Source organism: Desulfocurvus thunnarius (assembly GCF_055390965.1).
This window is the reverse complement of record NZ_AP042411.1, coordinates 1,655,082-1,670,967: the sequence shown is the minus strand read 5'-3', so window position 1 is coordinate 1,670,967 and position 15,886 is coordinate 1,655,082. Positions and strand designations below refer to the sequence as shown.

Here is a 15,886-nt window from a genome sequence, read left to right as displayed (position 1 = left end):
CGCTGCGGTCAGATGCGGATCATGCCCTGGGCGGGCGCGTCCTGGGCCTGGGCGGCGGGGCCGCTTGCGGCGGCCTTGATCTTGGCCCGCCAGTAGCGCGCCGCGCCGATGAGGGCGGCAAGGGGCTCCTCGATCCACGCGGGCTCGTCCACGGGCAGCGGGAAATGCTGGTGCAGGGCGACCAGATTCTCCTGGGCGTCGATGCCCAGGGTGCCGCCGCCGGTGTAGGCGCCCATGTAGTTGCCGCACAGCATTTCATGCATCAGGCCGGCGTCGGTTTCATGCACGCGGCCCAGGTAGAGGGTGACCACCAGTTCGTGGTCGGCTTCCACCAGGCAGAACAGGCAGGCGATGTCGCCGTCCACGGTCATGGCGGCCACGCCGTTGGCGTCGAAGGCCAAGCCCTGGCCGCCCACGGCGGCGTTCACGTAGTCCAGGATGGCCTGGGCGTTTTTGGCGATGTCCATGTGCGGGCTCCTTGGAGGTTGCCCCGGGTGCGCCCGGGGTGCAGCATTGTTGCGGACACGGTGCCTTAAGCAAGGGGGGTGCCAAGGCGGGCTTTTCTGTTTTCTTTATTTATTTCAGGATGATGAAAGTAAAGCTCTCGGGGCTGGTTGTGGCCGGTGTTGGCACCGGCGCCAGAATTGTTGGCGCCCGTTATGCTTCCGCGTCCTCCGCGCCGTGGCGCAGCAGCTTCTTGCGCAGGCCCTCGCGGGTGATGCCCAGCAGCTCGGCGGCGCGGGTCTTGTTGCCTTCGGCGCGCTCCAGAGCCTTGTGGATCAGGCGGCGTTCGTTGTCGTCCAGGCGCAGGCTGGCCGGGCCGTCGCCGGGGCCGCGCCCCAGGCCGCGCACCCGGGGCGAGAGGTCGCTCTCCTCCACCTGGGGGCCGAAGGTCAGCACGGCGGCGCGCTCCATCTCGTTGCGCAGTTCGCGCACGTTGCCAGGCCAGTCGTAGTGCAGCAGGGCCTGCTCGGCGCCGGGGCCCAGGGGTTTGTCGGTGTGCTCGGCCAGAAAGCGTCGGGCCAGGATGAGGATGTCCTCCCCGCGCTCGGCCAGGGGCGGCAGGTTCAGGACCACGGAGTGGACGCGGTAGAACAGGTCCTCGCGGAAATTGCCGTCGGCCACGGCGCGTTCCAGGTCGCGGTTGGTGGCGCAGACGATGCGCACGTCCACGGGCACGGGTTTGGAGCCGCCCACGGGCACGACCTCGCGCGCTTCGAGCACGCGCAGGAACTTGGCCTGGTGGGCCAGGCTCATGTCGGCGATTTCGTCCAGGAACAGGGTGCCGCCGTGGGCCTGGCGCAGCAGGCCCTCGCGCTTGTGGACCCCGGTGGCCACGCCGCTTTCGATGCCGAAGACCTCGCTCTCGAAGAGGGATTCGGGCACGGCGGAGCAGTTCAGGGCCACGAAGGGCCCGCTGCTGCGCGGGGAATTGTAGTGCAGGATCTTGGCGAAGACTTCCTTGCCCGCGCCCGTGGGCCCGAGGATGAGCACGTTGATGGAGTGGCGGGCGATGGAGATGGCCATGTCCATGGCCTTTTGCATGGGCGGGCACTGGCCCACGAACTGGGCGGGCTCGTAGGCCCCGCACAGCGAGCGCACCAGGGTGTTGCGCTCCTCGCCCAGGCGGCGGTAGGCGCGTTCCAGTTCGCGGTTCTGGCGGCGGAGTTGTTCGAGGAGTTCCTCGCGGTGCAGGTCGCGGGCCTCGACCTTGACGAGCATGAGCCCGAAGGCCTCGGCCAGTGTGGCCACGGGAGCGGGCACTTCGTCGGTCCTGGTCAGGGCGAACAGGCGTTCGGCCTGGGCGGTTTCGCCCCAGGCCAGACGCTCGCAGACATCGACCATGACGCCGAAGGCCTCCTGCGCCGAAGCCGACAGGACCGTCGCCGCGCCGGATTTCCCGGCGCCCTTGCTGGAATGTTCTTCCATGCCCCCTCACGCGTGCGCCATTGGGCCATGGGCCGACGTGTTCTGTCCTCGGCTTTCCGGCACAAGCCGACGATCCAGATGCCCAGACAGGCATATATTTTGGATAATATACCTTCATTCCGAGCGGTTGTCACGGTCAAGATTGCCGGAGGGCGGCAAGGATTCCGCCTTGCGCCCCAGGGGTGGGCGGGCATCGGAGTCCTGGGGCCGTGCGCCGGGGCCGCGCCGTGGTTCCTGGTCGGCGCCGGAAAGGGCGGCCGCGGGCGGCTTTTCCGGCGGGCATGCGTCGGGCGGCGCAAGGCGCCGCAGGGCGCGGGCGGTAAAGCCCGGCCGGCGGGGGAACGCTCCCGGTTCGCCCCCCGCCGTGCCGGGCGAGGCGCCAGGCTCAGTTCTGCATCGCGTTGATGATGCTCTTGAGTTCCTGGGCCAGACGCGCGAGGTCGGAAACGGCCTGGGCCGACTGGTTCATGGCCTCGGCCGTCTCGCGGGCGATGTTGTTGATCTCCTCGGTGGTGCGGCTGATCTCGTCGCTGGCGGCGGACTGCTCCTCGCTGGCCGTGGCGATGCCGCGCACCTGGTCGGCGGTCTGCTCGACCATGCGCACGATTTCACGCAGGGCCTCGCCGGAGCGGCCCGCGGTGTGCGTGCTCGCGGTGATGGCCTCGGTGGTGGATTCCGTGCCGCGGATGTTCTTGCGCGCGCTGTCCTGCACGGCGCGGATGTAGGCGCCGACCTCGTTGGTGGCGTTCATGGTCTTCTCGGCCAGCTTGCGCACCTCGTCGGCGACCACGGCGAAGCCCCGGCCCGCGTCGCCCGCCCGCGCGGCCTCGATGGCGGCGTTCAGCGCCAGCAGGTTGGTCTGGTCGGCGATGTCGGCGATGACGTTCATGATCTGGCCGATGCCTTCGGCCTGCTTGCCGAGCTCGGTCATGTCGGCCTTGAGCTCCTCGGCCCGGGCGTTGACCTGGGTGATGGTCGTCACCACCTCGTCCACCAGGGACTCGCCCTCGCGGGCCTTGGAGTTGGCCTGGTCGGCCAGTTCGGCGGCGGTGCTGGCGCTCTTGGCCACCTCGATGACCGTGGCGTTCATCTCCTCCATGGCCGTGGCGGCTTCGCCGGTGCGGTTGCGCTGCTCCTCGGAGCCCCGGCTGGACTGCTCGATCTGGGCCGACAGCTCCTCGGCGGCCGAGGCCACCTGGTCGGAGACGGTGTTGGCCGCCGAGGCGGCCTGGGCGATCTTTTCGTTCTGGGCCTCGATGCGCGCCTGCTGCTCGCGGATTTCCGTCAGCTCGAACCAGACGGCCAGCACGCCCAGCAGGTTGCCGTCCAGGTCGTTGATGGGCGTGCTGGTCACGTCGAAGATCTTCCGCACGCCCTTGAAGGTGGTGTAGGGCACCTCTTCGTCCAGGGCGCGCTTCTCGCGCAGCGCACGCAGCGAGAGGGTCTCGCGGGTGTCGTTGTCGTAGAAGAAACGGCCCGAGGTCTGGCCCAGGTGGGCCCGGGGGTCGCCCTCGCGGTCCAGGGCGCGCATCATGTGCGTGTTGACGAAGGTCGCCTTGTTGTCCATGTCGAACACGGCGCAGGGCAGCACGAAGCCGTCCAGCACGCCCTGGGAGAAGCCGAGCTTCTGCTTGAGCTCCAGGACCATGGCCCCGATGTTGGTGGCCAGGCTTTTCATCTCGAAGTGGTAGCCCGTGCCCAGGTCGGCGCCGAAGTCGCCGGCGGCGATGGCGGCGGTGAAACCCTCGATGCGCCGCAGGGGGCGCACCAGCAGGCGGCTGACGACCACGCCGATGAGCAGCACCAGGGCCAGCACGGCGCCTCCGCCGATGCCCAGCAGCACGTTGCGCTGCAGGGTGGCCGTGGCGGTCAGCTCCGCGACGTAGGCGCTCATGCAGACCATCCACCCGGTTTCAGGGTCCGTGTCCACCACCATGTACTTCCCTTCGCCGTTCCAGTCGTAGAAGAAGTCGCCCTGTTTGGTTTGCAGGGCCTCGCGCACGAAGCTCTCGCCCGACTGCGGCTTGAGCAGGAGGTCTTTGTTCACGGCGTGGGCGATGATCCGGCCTTCGGAGTCGAGCATGAAGCCGTAGCCGCGCTCGCCGAAGCGCGGGGGATCGATGAAAGTCGCGCTGAAGTCCTCCCAGCGGGGCATCAGGCAGACGCCGCCCAGGGTCTGGCCCTGCTCGGAGCGCACGGCCTTGGCCACGGAGAAGACCAGGGTCTTGGCACCCTTGTTTTCCACCTCGAGGAGTTGCCGGGGCACGAAGAGGTCCTGCCCGGAGAGGATGGCCCGCACGTAGTCGCGCTCGGCCCTGCTCTTGCCCGCGAGGTCCTCGCCGTCCGCCGACAGCCCGGCCACGATCCTGCCCGTGCCGTCGAAGACCAGCACGCCCCAGAGGCTCTTGGCCTCGTTCAGGTAGCGGCGCAGTTCCTCCCCCACGTGGGTCATGTCCCCGTCCAGAGCCTCGCGCACCACGCGGCGCTCGGCCAGGGTCGTGGCCATGCCCGTGACGTTGCCCATGTACATGTCCAGGGCGGACAGGGCCGTGCCGGTGGCCTGGGTCATGGCTTGGCGTTGCTGGTTCAGGGCCAGGGAATAGGTGGACTGCGTGACGTAGAGGATGATGCCCGTCACGGCCAGGATCACGGCCACAGCCACTGCCGCGATGAGAACGGTACCCAGATTTTTTTTGAACATGCCGCCCCCGGAAGATGAATTGCAGATGGTGGTCTGTATACGCTTTCGCTTTTTATGCGGGACCGAATTTTTTTTAAAGCGTACACGAATCCGCCGAGTGGAATCCTGTGTCGGGACCACTGGTCAGGAGAACAGAGCATGGCGACTTTCGGGGACAGCGTCTTTCGTGAAAGCGAAAAATCTGCAACGCAGACGAAAAGGAAGGGGCTTAATTGAAACAAAACAGAGAAATGTTTTGGCGCGGCTTGTTCAAGGGAAGCTTTTGCGGATGGTTTCGAAGGGGGGTTCGCCGAAACGTTTGCGGTAGCAAAGAGTGAAATGACTTTGGGAGCCGAAGCCGCAGTTCAGGGCCACGGCCAGGACGGTGGTGCCCGGAGCGGCCTGGGCCAGCATGTGCCGGGCGCGGATCAGGCGGCATTCGCGCAGGAAGTGCGAGGGCGAGTAGCCCCGGTGGCGCCGGAAGGCGAGCTGGATGGAGCGGGTGCCCATGCCGACGACCCGGGCCAGGTCGTCCATGCGCAGGGGTTTGTCCGCATTGGCCTCCAGGTACTCCTCGGCGATGCGCACCACCTTCGGCACATTGGGCTGGCGGTCGGTGTCCAGCAGGCCCAGGTGGTTGTGGGGCAGGCAGGTCAGGGCGGCGGTGAGCAGCAGGTCGCCATAGCGCGCGGCCAGCAAGCGCTGGGTCAGGGCGACGGGTTCGCGGTCGAAGAGGTCCACCAGGTTCAGGAGCAGGGCGGCCAGGTGGCGCGGCCCCGGGGCGGCCAGGTCCACCACGGGCAGGAAGCTCAGGGGCGCCCTAGGCGGCGCGCCGAGCATGCGGGTCAGGGCGTCCTCCAGGGCGTGGCGGCGGATGCACAGGCGCAGGGCCTTGTGGCCCCGGGTCTGGCTGATGGTCACGGGGTGGGGAAAGTTCAGCATGGCCCCGCTGGTGTGCGGAGCGCAGACAAAGCGCATGTCCCGGTCCTGGATGGTCAGGTTGCCCTCCAGGGGCAGGTGCAGGATGGGCATGTGCCACAAGGGGCCCGCGCACAGGACGAACCCCGTGTTTATCTCCCCATAATGAATGGCGGCGCAGTCAAGGTCGATGCAATTATATACTGCGTGGAGATGTGCCCTTTTCTCCACTTCGGCACTTATTCCACCGTATATACGCAAAAGAACGTCATGGATGGTCTCAATATCGTTCGTATCGATTTCGTTGAATGAAGAGAGCGGCCTTTGTTGCATGACGCTTCTTTTATCACGCTATTTGGTGGATTTCATCTGCAATGTATGTACGCGAGCATGCAACCAGTAATGTCATGTACGGAGGCTCGGGCTCCTCGGAGGGGCTTTCTGCCAGAGGGAACAGAGGGGAATCAATGTTGGAGTTTTTCTAGGGGCAAAAGAGGGTCCATGTCTCGCCGTATAGCGAAAAGGATGCGTCGAATACGAATGGTCTATCTGAATATACGGGAAAAATTTCGCCGCCCGGGCCAATGGTACCCGGGCGGCGAGGATGCCACGCGCGGCGGCGCGGCGAAAGGCGGGAGTTCCGGCGGGAAAGCCGGGGCGGGAATCAGGACCGCACGGCGCGCAGCAGGCGCTGGGCGGCCAGGGCCGGGGCGATGTGCCGCCGGGCGGCCTCGGAAGTCTCCAGGCTGCCCGACTGGTCCATGGGCGCGCTGTCCACGGCCTGGGCCAGGGCGGCCTCGAAGGCGTCGCGCAACATGGCGAAGGCCTGTTCGACCTCGGGGTAGGCGTTGTCCGCGCGCCAGGGCAGCTTCAGGGCCTCGCTGGCTTCGCCGGTCTTGTGCGAGGGGGTCATGAGCAGGTGGAATTCCGCGGGTCGCCAATCGCCGCGCTCGTTCTGCCCGGGCCAGCAGTGGGCCCAGCCCGCGTCGGGCGGCTTGGGGATGGGGCTTTGGATGCGCACGGCGGGCAGGGCCAGGCCGCGTTCATACTCCGTAAGCGTCAGGGTGTAGTGCAGCACGGGACGGAAATTACCGCGTTTCTTGGTGATCTTCCAGGTCATGTTCATTGGGCGGCCTCCATGAGCAGCACCTCGCCGAAGGGCGGCGGCGTGTGCCCCGCGTTGGGCGTGACCCACAGCACGGGGTAGTCCGGCTCCTCCGGGAAGCGCGCGCATTCCAGGTCGGTGAAGTAGATCAGGCAGCAGGGCCGGGCCCCGTCGTCGCGCAGGCGTTCGAAGGGCGGGCGGAAGTCCGTGCCGCCGCCGCCGCGCGCCGCGAACTCCAGGGGCAGGTCGGCGCGGCCCAGGCGCTCCTGGCGGGTCAGGGCCGCGTCGCAGGTCAGCAGGGTCAGGGTGGTGTCGAACTCCTCCAGCACGGCGCCGAGTTCGGCGGCGAAGGCGTCCAGCTCGGCCTGGAGGATGCTGCCCGACACGTCCACGGCCACGGCCAGCCCGTCCAGCTCGCGGCTGTCCAGCCCGGGCAGGTAGAGCCCGGCGTGCAGCAGGCGCCGGTTGGGTCGCACCCAGGAAAAGTCGCTGCGCGCCGTGCCGTCCAGGAAGCGGCGCAGCAGCTCGCGCCAGCCCAGGGTCCGGCCCCGGGCCTCGCCCAGCAGCCGCTCCAGCCCGCCGGGCAGTTCGCCGCACTGGCGGGCCTTGTGCAGGGCCTGGGCCAGGGCCGTGCGCCACGACTCGCGCTCGCGCTCCATGGCGTCGCCGCCGTCGGCCTCGCCGGGGGGCGGCCCGGGGGCGTCGCGCACCTCGCCGCTCATGCCCGGGTCGCCGCCCTGGCCGGGGTCGGCGGGGTCCGGGCCGCCTTGGCCGCCTCCGGCGGCCTGGGGGCCGTTTTCGGCCGGGTCGGGCGTCTGGTCCGCGCCGCCTCCGCCCTGGCCCGCGCCCCGGCTCTGCCGCCCGGGCGAGCCCGCACCGTCGGGGTCGGCCGGGGTCGGCGCGGCCTGGGCCTTGCCGCCCAGGGCTCCGGCCTTGGTCTGGTCGTGGCGCGCGGCCAGGGCGGCGTAGATGGCGTCGGCGCCCCGGCCGTGGTGGGCCGGGTCGTCCAGGAAGCCCGGGGGCAGGGTCAGCCCGGCCTCCAGCAGCACGGGGTTGATGGCGTAGTCGCAGGCCGCGTTCCACAGCCCGGGCTCGCGCAGGCCCCGGTGCAGGTGGTGCCCGCAGGCCAGGTGCAGCACCTCGTGGCAGAGCAGGCCCTTGGCCATGTCCGGAGTCAGGGCGCGCACGTAGGCCGGATTGTAGCCCAGCACGCGCCCGTCGGACCATGCCGAGGCGCAGCCCGGGTCTTCGCGCAGGTCCAGCCGCAGGGCGAGGTGGGCGAAAAAGGGGTGGTCCATGACCAGCTCGGCGCGGGCCTTGACCAGCCGCTGGCGGGCCTGGGCGTCCACGGGGCTACACCAGCACGTCGCTGTTGGCGCAGGCCCAGCCGCGGAAGGCCTCGGTCTCCACCACCGAGGGCCGCACGGCGGCGGCGTCGCGCATGAGCAGCACGCCGAATTCCACCGGCAGCCGCGAGGCCAGCACGGCCAGCCCGGGCATGGTTTCGTCGCTGGCCTTGCGGGCCACGGATTCGCACATGGCGCAGATCACGGCGGGATCGTCGGGCAGGTGGACGCCCTCGGGGTCGGCCAGCAGGGCGTCGGCGTCGGGCATGCGCTCACAGATGTCCAGGAACCCCAGCAGCTCGGCGGCGGCGCCGGGGCCCACGGCGCCGCGCAGCAGGCCGGGGGCGGCGCCTGGGCCCGGGGCCGCCGCGAGGATGCGCGAGGCAAAGGCCCAGGAACGCGGCGAGGGGAAGGCCTTGTCCTCGGCGCGGGGGTCGAAGGCGTGCAGCAGCCTGGGCCGGAAGCGCAGAAAGGCCCGCACGCGCGCGTCGATGCCCTCGGCCTCGGCCCAGGCCAGCCAGTCGTCCAGGTCGGGCTCGAAGTCCAGGTGGACCATGCGGTTGGCCAGGGCCGAGGGCATGCGGTGGGTCACGGCGCGGTCGGACTCGCGGTTGCCCGCGGCCAGCACCGTCCAGCCCTCGGGCAGTTGGTATTCGCCCAGGCGGCGGTCGAGGATGAGCTGGTAGCAGGCGGCCTGCACCAGCGGCGGGGCGGCGTTGAGTTCATCCAGGAACAGGATGCCCCGGCCCCGGCGCGGCAGGAAGGCGGGCGGACACCAGACCGTGGCCCCCGCGTCGTCGAAGCGCGGGATGCCGCGCAGGTCCACGGGGTCCAGGAGCACGGCGCGCACGTCGGTCAGCTCCAGGCCGTGGGCGGCGGCGACCTGGGCCACCACCTGGCTTTTGCCCACCCCGGGCGGCCCCCACAGGAACGCGGGCTGGCGGATGGCCAGCAGGGTCTGCAACGCCTGGGCTATGGCGGATGGTTTCATGGCTGTGGGACCTCCGGAATCGTTTGGGGCACCATAGTGATATTGAAATTCAAAGTCAATAAAGGCCATGGCGGACGCGGCACCCTGACGGTCCCGCGCAGGGCGGGGCCGGGGGGAAAGGGGTGCGTGCGGGGGCGGCGGGCCGGGGGGGGGCGCGGGGAGGGGGAATGGCCGTCGCGCGCCGTCTTCCGGGCTCCGGCGGGCATCGGCCCGCAGTGGATCCGGCACGTTGTTTTTTCACCCCGGGCGGGGTAGAATTGATTGCCACCCGCTCCGCGGCGCAGGAGCGGCCACTTCTTCCTCCGGAGGCCCGCGCCAGCATGCACGCCCAGCCCCGCCGCCGTCCCGCCGTGTTCCCGCGCAGGTCCATCTCGCGCGACCTGACGGTGTCGCTGGCCCTGGGCATGCTGCTGGCGGCCCTGGTCCTGGCGCTGTACATCTACAACTGGCAGGCCCGGGATTCGCTGCGGGCCCTGGAAGCCCAGGCCGACGAGGCCGCGGCCAAGGCCGCCGAGGTGCTCTCCCTGCCCCTGTGGAACCTGGACATCGCCGGGGTGCGCCTCATCGGCCAGGCCTTCGCCCAGAACGAGGCCGTGGAGGCCGTGCGCATCGTGGACACCCAGGGCCGCGTGCTCTTCGAGCAGGCCAAGGGCCACGGCGGGGCCACCGTGATCAGTTCGCGCGAAGTGCGCCACAACGGCCTGGGCATCGGCCGCGCCGAAATCTCCTACAGCCTGGGCGCGCACACCCGGGGCATGGACGCCCTGCTGCGCGGCCTGCTCGCGGGCCTGCTGGTGACCATGTGCGTGGTGCTGGCGGGCACGGGGGTTTTGCTGCGCGTCTATCTGCGCAAGCCGTTGGAACGTCTGGTCCAGGGGGCGCGGCGGGTGGCCCGGGGCGACTACCGGGGCGCGCCGGAGGTGGAGCACGCCGAGCTGGAGGAGATCGCCGCGCACTTCGGGGCCATGAGCGAGGCCGTGGCCCAGCGCGAGGCCGAGCTGCACCGCGTGAACCTGGAATTGCGCCACGCCGAGCGGAAATACCATTCCATCTTCGAGAACGCCATCGAGGGCGTTTTCCAGACCACCGAGGACGGGCTGTGCCTGAGCGCGAACCCCTCCCTGGCGCGCATCCTCGGCTATGCCTCGCCCGAGGCGATGCTGGCCAGCCCCGGGGCCGTCCTGACCTGGCGCGACCCCGAGGACCGCTTGGCCCTGCTGGCCCAGTTGCGCGCCCAGGGCCGGGTTGCGGCCTTGGAGGTCCAGATGCTGCGCCGCGACGGCTCGCCCCTCTGGGCCAGCCTTTCGGCCCAGCTCATCCGCGACGCCGAGGGCCGCGTCAGCCATATCGAAGGCTCGCTGGTGGACATCACCCTGCGCAAGAAGATGGAGGACGAACTGCGCCATCAGGCCCTGCACGATCCGCTGACCGGGCTGGCCAACCGCGTTTTGTGCATGGACCGCATCTGGCGCGCCATGGAGCGCGGCAAGCGCCGCGAGCAGTACCTGTTCTGCGTGCTGTTCGTGGACCTGGACCGCTTCAAGGTCATCAACGACTGCCTGGGCCACCGCTTCGGCGACCGGCTGCTCATGGAGGTCGCCCGCCGCCTGCGCGAGTGCGTGCGCGACCTGGACACCGTGTCGCGCTTCGGCGGCGACGAGTTCATCGTGCTGCTGGAAGAGCTGGAGTCGCTGCGCACGGCCATGCGCGTGGTCAAGCGCATCCGCCAGAGCCTGCGCATGCCCTTTGCCTGCGACGGCCACGAGGTGCGCGTCTCGGCCAGCATCGGCATCGCCTTCGGCCCCGGCGGCGGCCAGGGCGCCGAGGACCTCATCCAGCGCGCCAACGTGGCCATGCACCGCTCCAAGGAGTCCGGCCGCGACCGCTTCAAGGTTTTCACCCCCGGGATGCTCGACCGGGCCGCCCTGCGCCTGACCCTGGAAAACGACATGGAACGCGCCATGCGCGAGGGCGAACTGTTCCTGGAATACCAGCCCATCGTCAGCCTGAACGGCGCGGCGCGGCTCTACGCCCTGGAGGCCCTGGTGCGCTGGCGCCACCCCGAGCGCGGGCTGCTGCCCCCGGGCGATTTCATCCCCGTGGCCGAGGACTCGGGGCAGATCGCCGCCCTGGGGCTGTGGGTGCTGCGCGAGGCCTGCCGGACCTTCGCCCTGTGGCGCCAGACCGTGCCGGGCGGGCGCGAGGTGCTGCTGTCCGTCAACGTGTCGGGCCGCCAGTTCGCCCAGGCCGACCTGGTCTCGCGCGTGCTCGACGTGCTGGACGAAACCGGCCTGCCGCCGGACCGCCTGAAGCTGGAAATCACCGAGACGGCCATCATGCAGAACGCCGAGATGGCCATCGACAAGCTCTCGGCCCTGCGCGCGCGCGGCGTGCGCATCAGCGTGGACGACTTCGGCACGGGCTATTCGTCCATGAGCTACCTGCAGCGTCTGCCCCTGGACACCCTGAAGATCGACCTGTCCTTCGTGCGCGGCATGGAGGAGTCCATGGAGAACCGCGAAATCGTGCGGGCGATCATCAACCTGGCCCATTCCCTGGGGCTGGAGGTCATCGCCGAGGGCGTGGAGCGCCAGTGGCACCAGCAGGCCCTGGAGGAACTGCGCTGCGAGTACTTCCAGGGCTACTATTATTCCCGGCCCCTGGACGCCGAAGGCGCCGCCGGGTTCGCCTGCGGCCTGCCCCGGCGCTTCCCCGGGGGCGGCGCCCCGTCCTGCCCCTCCTGAGCTAGTCCAAAAAACGTCGGATCAGCCGCGTGTATTCCGGCTCGTTGCGCACGGCGTCCAGCGCCCGCTGGAAGCGCGCCACCAGCGCGTCGGGCGTGTCGCGGTGAAAGGCGTAGCAGATGTCCGTCTCGCGCAGAACCATGACCGGGGCATAGGCCCCGGGGTCGCGGCCCAGGCGCTCCAGCAGGCGGCGCATGCCGCGCTCCTCGTAGGCCACCAGATCCAGGCGGCCCGCGTCGAGCTTGCGCAGGTTCAACTCCATGTCGGCCACGGCTTCGATGCGCACCGGACGGCCCAGCGCGCGCAGGGCGGCCTCGGCCACGTCGCCGCGCACCGTGCCGACGACCAGCGACCCCAGGTCGCCCGAGGACAGGGTGTGCGCCTTGTCCGCCGCGCGGGAGAACAGGACGAAGCGCACCGTGTCGATGGGGCAGGCCCACTTGAACAGCCCTTCGCGCTCCGGGGTGCGGGCCATGCCGAAGACCGCCGTGCCCGGCCGCTCCAGGGCCGCCGCGTACACCCGCGCCCAGGGCTGGACCAGGATGGGCTGCGCGGGCATGCCCATGCGCTCCCAGACCAGACGCAGCAGTTCCACGGACAGGCCGTGTACCGCGTCGCCTTCCCTGTAGTTGTAAGGATAATACTGCTCGGTGAGATAAACGAGCCTTTCGGCTTCATCGGGCCCTTCAGCCTGTTGCGCCCGCGCCTGGGGCAGCGACACCGCAAGCGCGCAGGCCAGCAACAGCGCGCAGGTCGACGGCAAGACGCGAGGCGGATGGAACATGGGGCCTCCTTCCCGGAGCGTGGCGACAATCTATCAACAGTACCACAGTGATTTCAGAAAGGAAAGCGATCCACAGGCGGTGTTTCGCATTGCACCCGCAAGGATGTGCGGACCCGACGGCACCCGGCGCCGGGCCCCGGGGAAACGCGGCGGTTCGCCGGGCCCGGCAGGCCGGTCGCGCCCCGGCCCGGGCGGGCCCGCGCGCGGGCGAGCGCTTTGTTCTTGCCCAGGGCGCGGGGGTCTGCTATCCGGTGGTTTCGGCTGGATTATCGATTGGTCGCCCGGGCGGACCGCCGCCCCGGGCGGGTGCGGTCACGTTATTTCCTAAAGAAGGAGTGAGGTCATGGGTAGGAAACTCGTTGCGTTTGCCGCCGCCGTGCTGGTCAGCCTCATGCTGGCCGGCGGCGCCGTGGCGTCGGACAAGGTGTTCGTCAACGGCATCGACTTCGGCTTCCCGCCGTTCGGTTTCGTGGACAAGGACGGCAAACCCGCCGGTTTCGACGTGGAAGCCGTGAACTGGATCGCCGCCAAGATGGGCTTCAAGGTCACCCACCAGCCCACCGACTGGGACGGCATCATCCCCGCCCTGAACGCGGGCAAGATCGACTTCATCGCCTCGGGCATGAGCGCCACCGCCGAGCGCGCCAAGATCGTCAACTTCACCATCCCCTACTACTCCGTGACCCAGGTGCTCGTCGTGCGCGCGGACGAAACCCGCACCCTGGACGAGATGCTCACCTCCGGCGCCAAGCTCGGCGTCCAGCGCGGCACCGTCACCGCCGGGCTGCTCGAGGAGCTGTCCAAGAAGGACGGCTACAAGTTCGAGCTGGTGCAGTACGACTCCACCGACCTCTCCATGCAGGACCTGCCCCTCAAGCGCATCGACGGCTCGGGCATGGACAGCTCCATCGCCTATGAAGTCATGAAGGGCACCGACTACAAGGTCGGCGGCACCTTCGACGCCGCCCCCGAGGACTACGCCTACGCCGTGCGCAAGGACGACGCCGAGCTGCTGAAGACCCTCAACGAGGGCCTCAAGCTGCTCATGGCCGACCCCTACTGGGAAGAGCTGAAGGCCAAGTGGGAAGTCCACTAGCCCCGGCCTGACCGGAGCCATTTGACCGCCCGGACGGGTTCGGGTATCCCGAACCCGTCCGGGCGGTTCGCATTGTCCGGCTCCCCCCTCAAGGCGGCACAATGAATTTCGAGAAAGCCTTTCGCGCCATCATCGACTCCCTGCCCTACATGCTGGGCGGGGTCTGGGTCACCGTGGGCCTCATCGTCGGGGCCCTGGCCGTGGGCTTCGCCCTGGGCGTGCCCCTGGCGGTGTTCCAGGTCTACGGCCGGACCCTGGCCCGGCGGCTGGTCGGTCTCTACGTCTGGTTCTTTCGCGGCGTGCCCATCCTGGTGCTCATTTTCCTCTTCTATTTCGGCATCCTGCCCCACCTGGGGCTGGACAGCGCCTTCTGGGCCGGGATCGTCGTCCTGGGGCTGACCAGCGCGGCCTACCAGTCGCAGATATTCCGGGGGGCCATCCAGTCCCTGCCCGCCGGTCAGCTCAAGGCCGCCCGCGCCCTGGGCATGCGCGACCGCCAAGCCATCGTCGGCATCATCCTGCCCCAGGCCCTGCGCCTGTCCATCCCCGGCTGGTCCAACGAGTTTTCCATCCTGCTCAAGGATTCGGCCCTGGTCATGGCCATCAGCGTCCAGGAAATCATGGCCCGCACCCGTTCCGTGGCCGGGCGGACCCACGAGCCCGTGGCCATGGCCCTGTTCGCCGGGGTGCTCTTCTTCATCCTGACCTGGATCGGGCTGCGCCTGCTGCGCGGCCTGGAACGCCGCGTGCGCATCAAGGGTTATTCACAGGAAGGTTCCATGTCATGAGCAGCGTCACGAGCCCGAATCCGGAAATCCTGCGTGTGGAGAAGCTCAACAAGAGCTTCGGCACCAACCACGTGCTGCGGGACGCCACCCTGACCCTGCGCAAGGGCGAGCTCAAGGTGCTCATCGGCCCCTCGGGCGGCGGCAAGTCCACCCTGCTGCAATGCATGAATTTCCTGATCCCGCCCGACTCCGGGCGCATCTGGCTCGACGGGACGGAGATCCTCGGCCACAAGAAGCGCGAACTGTACGCCTACCGCCAGCAGGTGGGCATGATTTTTCAGGATTTCAATCTGTTCGACCACCTGAGCGCCCTGGGCAACGTGCGCATCGCCCTGATCAAGGTCCGCGGCATGTCGCGCAAGGACGCCACCGACCGCGCCATGGCCGAACTGGACCGCGTGGGCCTGGCGGCCAAGGCCGGGCTGTATCCGGCCCAGCTTTCCGGCGGGCAGAAGCAGCGCGTGTCCATCGCCCGGGCCCTGGCCATGGACCCCAAGGTCCTGCTGCTCGACGAACCCACCAGCGCGCTGGACCCCGAGCTCATCGGCGAGGTGCTGGCCGTGGTCAAGGACCTCGCCACCGCCGGGATGACCATGATCATGGCCACGCACCAGATCACCTTCTCCGCCGCCCTGGCCTCGGAGTTCGTGTTCATGGAGCAGGGCGCCATCATCGAGCACGACTCGCCCGCCGCCCTGCTGGCCCCCGGCGCCTGCACCCGCACCAAGGCCTTCTGCGCCAAGATCAACGAGCTTACGGGGGAGCCCGTCTAGCCATGTTTGAGGACTACTGGCTTTTCGCCTCCGAGCGGGTCATGCCCGGGCTGAACGCGGCGCTGCTGACCAGCGCCCGGCTCATCGTGCCCTCGGCCCTGTACGGCGCCCTGCTCGGCATCGTCACCGGCGTGCTGCGCGTCTACGGGCCGCGCCCCGTGCGCCGCGTGGCCGACGCCTACGTCTCCCTGTTCCGGGGCACGCCCCTGGTGGTGCAGCTTTACTTCTGGTATTTCGCCCTGCCGTACATCCGCGTCGGCGGCTTCGCCATCGTCCTGGACGCCATGCAGGCCTCCATCCTCGGTTTCGCCTTGTGCAGCGCGGCCTACCAGTCGGAGTACATCCGCGGCGGGCTGCTCTCCATCCGCGCCGGGCAGATCAAGGCCGCCCGGGCCCTGGGCATGAACCCGATGCAGACCGTGCTGCACGTCGTGCTGCCCCAGGCCGTGCGCCGCGCCCTGCCCGGCTGCGGCAACGAGGTCGTCTACCTCATCAAGTACTCCTCCCTGGCGTCCATCATCACCGTCAACGAACTCACCGGCACCGCGCGCAGCATCGCCAAGTCCACCTTCCGGCCCATCGAGGCCTACGCCACCGTGGCCGTGTACTACCTGCTGTTGGTGACTCTGGCCGTGTGGCTGCTGCGCTGGCTGGAAGACCGTATGAGCATCCCCGGCTTCGAGCGCCCGCGCGACTAGCGCCCGGCCCGCCGGGCCGACCCCACGAGGCCGC

General features: G+C 69.2%; 13 protein-coding genes. 5 read left to right on the top strand and 8 right to left on the bottom strand.

What is annotated here, in order from left to right; genetic code table 11:
- Positions 1 to 8 precede the first annotated feature (8 nt).
- The 7 genes from ACZ5KV_RS07190 to ACZ5KV_RS07160 form a co-directional block, all read right to left on the bottom strand.
- Positions 9 to 467: a type III secretion system chaperone gene (locus ACZ5KV_RS07190; RefSeq protein ID WP_464241660.1), complete on the bottom strand. Its 459-nt coding sequence runs from the start codon at positions 465 to 467 to the stop codon at positions 9 to 11.
- Positions 468 to 657: 190 nt separating this feature from the next.
- The gene (locus tag ACZ5KV_RS07185) at positions 658 to 1,929 is read right to left on the bottom strand and encodes a sigma 54-interacting transcriptional regulator (protein WP_464241659.1); all 1,272 of its coding nucleotides are present in this window, start codon (positions 1,927 to 1,929) and stop codon (positions 658 to 660) included.
- Positions 1,930 to 2,314: 385 nt separating this feature from the next.
- Complete coding sequence (locus ACZ5KV_RS07180; protein ID WP_464241658.1) at positions 2,315 to 4,630, bottom strand: methyl-accepting chemotaxis protein; 2,316 nt, start codon at positions 4,628 to 4,630, stop codon at positions 2,315 to 2,317.
- A 249-nt stretch (positions 4,631 to 4,879) separates the two neighbouring features.
- A complete protein-coding gene (locus ACZ5KV_RS07175; protein WP_464241657.1) occupies positions 4,880 to 5,860 on the bottom strand; it encodes an AraC family transcriptional regulator in 981 nt (326 codons plus the stop codon).
- Between the two features lie 331 nt (positions 5,861 to 6,191).
- On the bottom strand, positions 6,192 to 6,653 hold the full coding sequence (locus ACZ5KV_RS07170) for a hypothetical protein (RefSeq protein ID WP_464241656.1): 462 nt from the start codon (positions 6,651 to 6,653) through the stop codon (positions 6,192 to 6,194).
- Positions 6,650 to 7,981 carry a vWA domain-containing protein gene (locus tag ACZ5KV_RS07165; protein ID WP_464241655.1) on the bottom strand — a complete coding sequence of 444 codons (1,332 nt, stop codon included), beginning with the start codon at positions 7,979 to 7,981 and terminating at the stop codon, positions 6,650 to 6,652. Before ACZ5KV_RS07165 ends, ACZ5KV_RS07170 begins: the two co-directional genes overlap by 4 nt.
- 4 nt (positions 7,982 to 7,985) lie before the next feature.
- Complete coding sequence (locus tag ACZ5KV_RS07160; protein ID WP_464241654.1) at positions 7,986 to 8,969, bottom strand: AAA family ATPase; 984 nt, start codon at positions 8,967 to 8,969, stop codon at positions 7,986 to 7,988.
- 320 nt (positions 8,970 to 9,289) lie between these two features.
- On the opposite strand from ACZ5KV_RS07160, the gene ACZ5KV_RS07155 reads away from it, so the two are divergent.
- Positions 9,290 to 11,713 carry a putative bifunctional diguanylate cyclase/phosphodiesterase gene (locus ACZ5KV_RS07155; protein ID WP_464241653.1) on the top strand — a complete coding sequence of 808 codons (2,424 nt, stop codon included), beginning with the start codon at positions 9,290 to 9,292 and terminating at the stop codon, positions 11,711 to 11,713.
- A 1-nt stretch (position 11,714) separates the two neighbouring features.
- Here the strand turns inward: ACZ5KV_RS07155 and ACZ5KV_RS07150 are convergent, their stop codons facing one another.
- Positions 11,715 to 12,497: a substrate-binding periplasmic protein gene (locus ACZ5KV_RS07150; protein WP_464241652.1), complete on the bottom strand. Its 783-nt coding sequence runs from the start codon at positions 12,495 to 12,497 to the stop codon at positions 11,715 to 11,717.
- 343 nt (positions 12,498 to 12,840) lie between these two features.
- Here ACZ5KV_RS07150 and ACZ5KV_RS07145 point away from each other — a divergent pair, with 343 nt between their 5' ends.
- From ACZ5KV_RS07145 to ACZ5KV_RS07130, 4 genes are all read left to right on the top strand, one after another.
- Positions 12,841 to 13,593, top strand: a complete 753-nt coding sequence (locus tag ACZ5KV_RS07145; RefSeq protein WP_464241651.1) for an ABC transporter substrate-binding protein — start codon at positions 12,841 to 12,843, stop codon at positions 13,591 to 13,593.
- Positions 13,594 to 13,694: 101 nt separating this feature from the next.
- Positions 13,695 to 14,381 (top strand): amino acid ABC transporter permease, encoded by a 687-nt coding sequence (locus tag ACZ5KV_RS07140; RefSeq protein WP_464241650.1) that lies wholly within the window; start codon positions 13,695 to 13,697, stop codon positions 14,379 to 14,381.
- Complete coding sequence (locus ACZ5KV_RS07135) at positions 14,378 to 15,154, top strand: amino acid ABC transporter ATP-binding protein (RefSeq protein ID WP_464241649.1); 777 nt, start codon at positions 14,378 to 14,380, stop codon at positions 15,152 to 15,154. Before ACZ5KV_RS07140 ends, ACZ5KV_RS07135 begins: the two co-directional genes overlap by 4 nt.
- A gap of 2 nt (positions 15,155 to 15,156) precedes the next feature.
- A complete protein-coding gene (locus tag ACZ5KV_RS07130) occupies positions 15,157 to 15,852 on the top strand; it encodes an amino acid ABC transporter permease (protein WP_464241648.1) in 696 nt (231 codons plus the stop codon).
- The last annotated feature ends 34 nt before the right edge of the window (positions 15,853 to 15,886 follow it).

What these genes read in the sequence shown, in the direction of transcription:
- ACZ5KV_RS07190 (WP_464241660.1), bottom strand. Translation starts at nt 467, where the DNA reads ATGGACATCGCCAAAAACGCCCAGGCCATCCTGGACTACGTGAACGCC.
- ACZ5KV_RS07185 (WP_464241659.1), bottom strand. Translation starts at nt 1,929, where the DNA reads ATGGAAGAACATTCCAGCAAGGGCGCCGGGAAATCCGGCGCGGCGACG.
- ACZ5KV_RS07180 (WP_464241658.1), bottom strand. Translation starts at nt 4,630, where the DNA reads ATGTTCAAAAAAAATCTGGGTACCGTTCTCATCGCGGCAGTGGCTGTG.
- ACZ5KV_RS07175 (WP_464241657.1), bottom strand. Translation starts at nt 5,860, where the DNA reads ATGCAACAAAGGCCGCTCTCTTCATTCAACGAAATCGATACGAACGAT.
- ACZ5KV_RS07170 (WP_464241656.1), bottom strand. Translation starts at nt 6,653, where the DNA reads ATGAACATGACCTGGAAGATCACCAAGAAACGCGGTAATTTCCGTCCC.
- ACZ5KV_RS07160 (WP_464241654.1), bottom strand. Translation starts at nt 8,969, where the DNA reads ATGAAACCATCCGCCATAGCCCAGGCGTTGCAGACCCTGCTGGCCATC.
- ACZ5KV_RS07155 (WP_464241653.1), top strand. Translation starts at nt 9,290, where the DNA reads ATGCACGCCCAGCCCCGCCGCCGTCCCGCCGTGTTCCCGCGCAGGTCC.
- ACZ5KV_RS07150 (WP_464241652.1), bottom strand. Translation starts at nt 12,497, where the DNA reads ATGTTCCATCCGCCTCGCGTCTTGCCGTCGACCTGCGCGCTGTTGCTG.
- ACZ5KV_RS07145 (WP_464241651.1), top strand. Translation starts at nt 12,841, where the DNA reads ATGGGTAGGAAACTCGTTGCGTTTGCCGCCGCCGTGCTGGTCAGCCTC.
- ACZ5KV_RS07140 (WP_464241650.1), top strand. Translation starts at nt 13,695, where the DNA reads ATGAATTTCGAGAAAGCCTTTCGCGCCATCATCGACTCCCTGCCCTAC.
- ACZ5KV_RS07135 (WP_464241649.1), top strand. Translation starts at nt 14,378, where the DNA reads ATGAGCAGCGTCACGAGCCCGAATCCGGAAATCCTGCGTGTGGAGAAG.
- ACZ5KV_RS07130 (WP_464241648.1), top strand. Translation starts at nt 15,157, where the DNA reads ATGTTTGAGGACTACTGGCTTTTCGCCTCCGAGCGGGTCATGCCCGGG.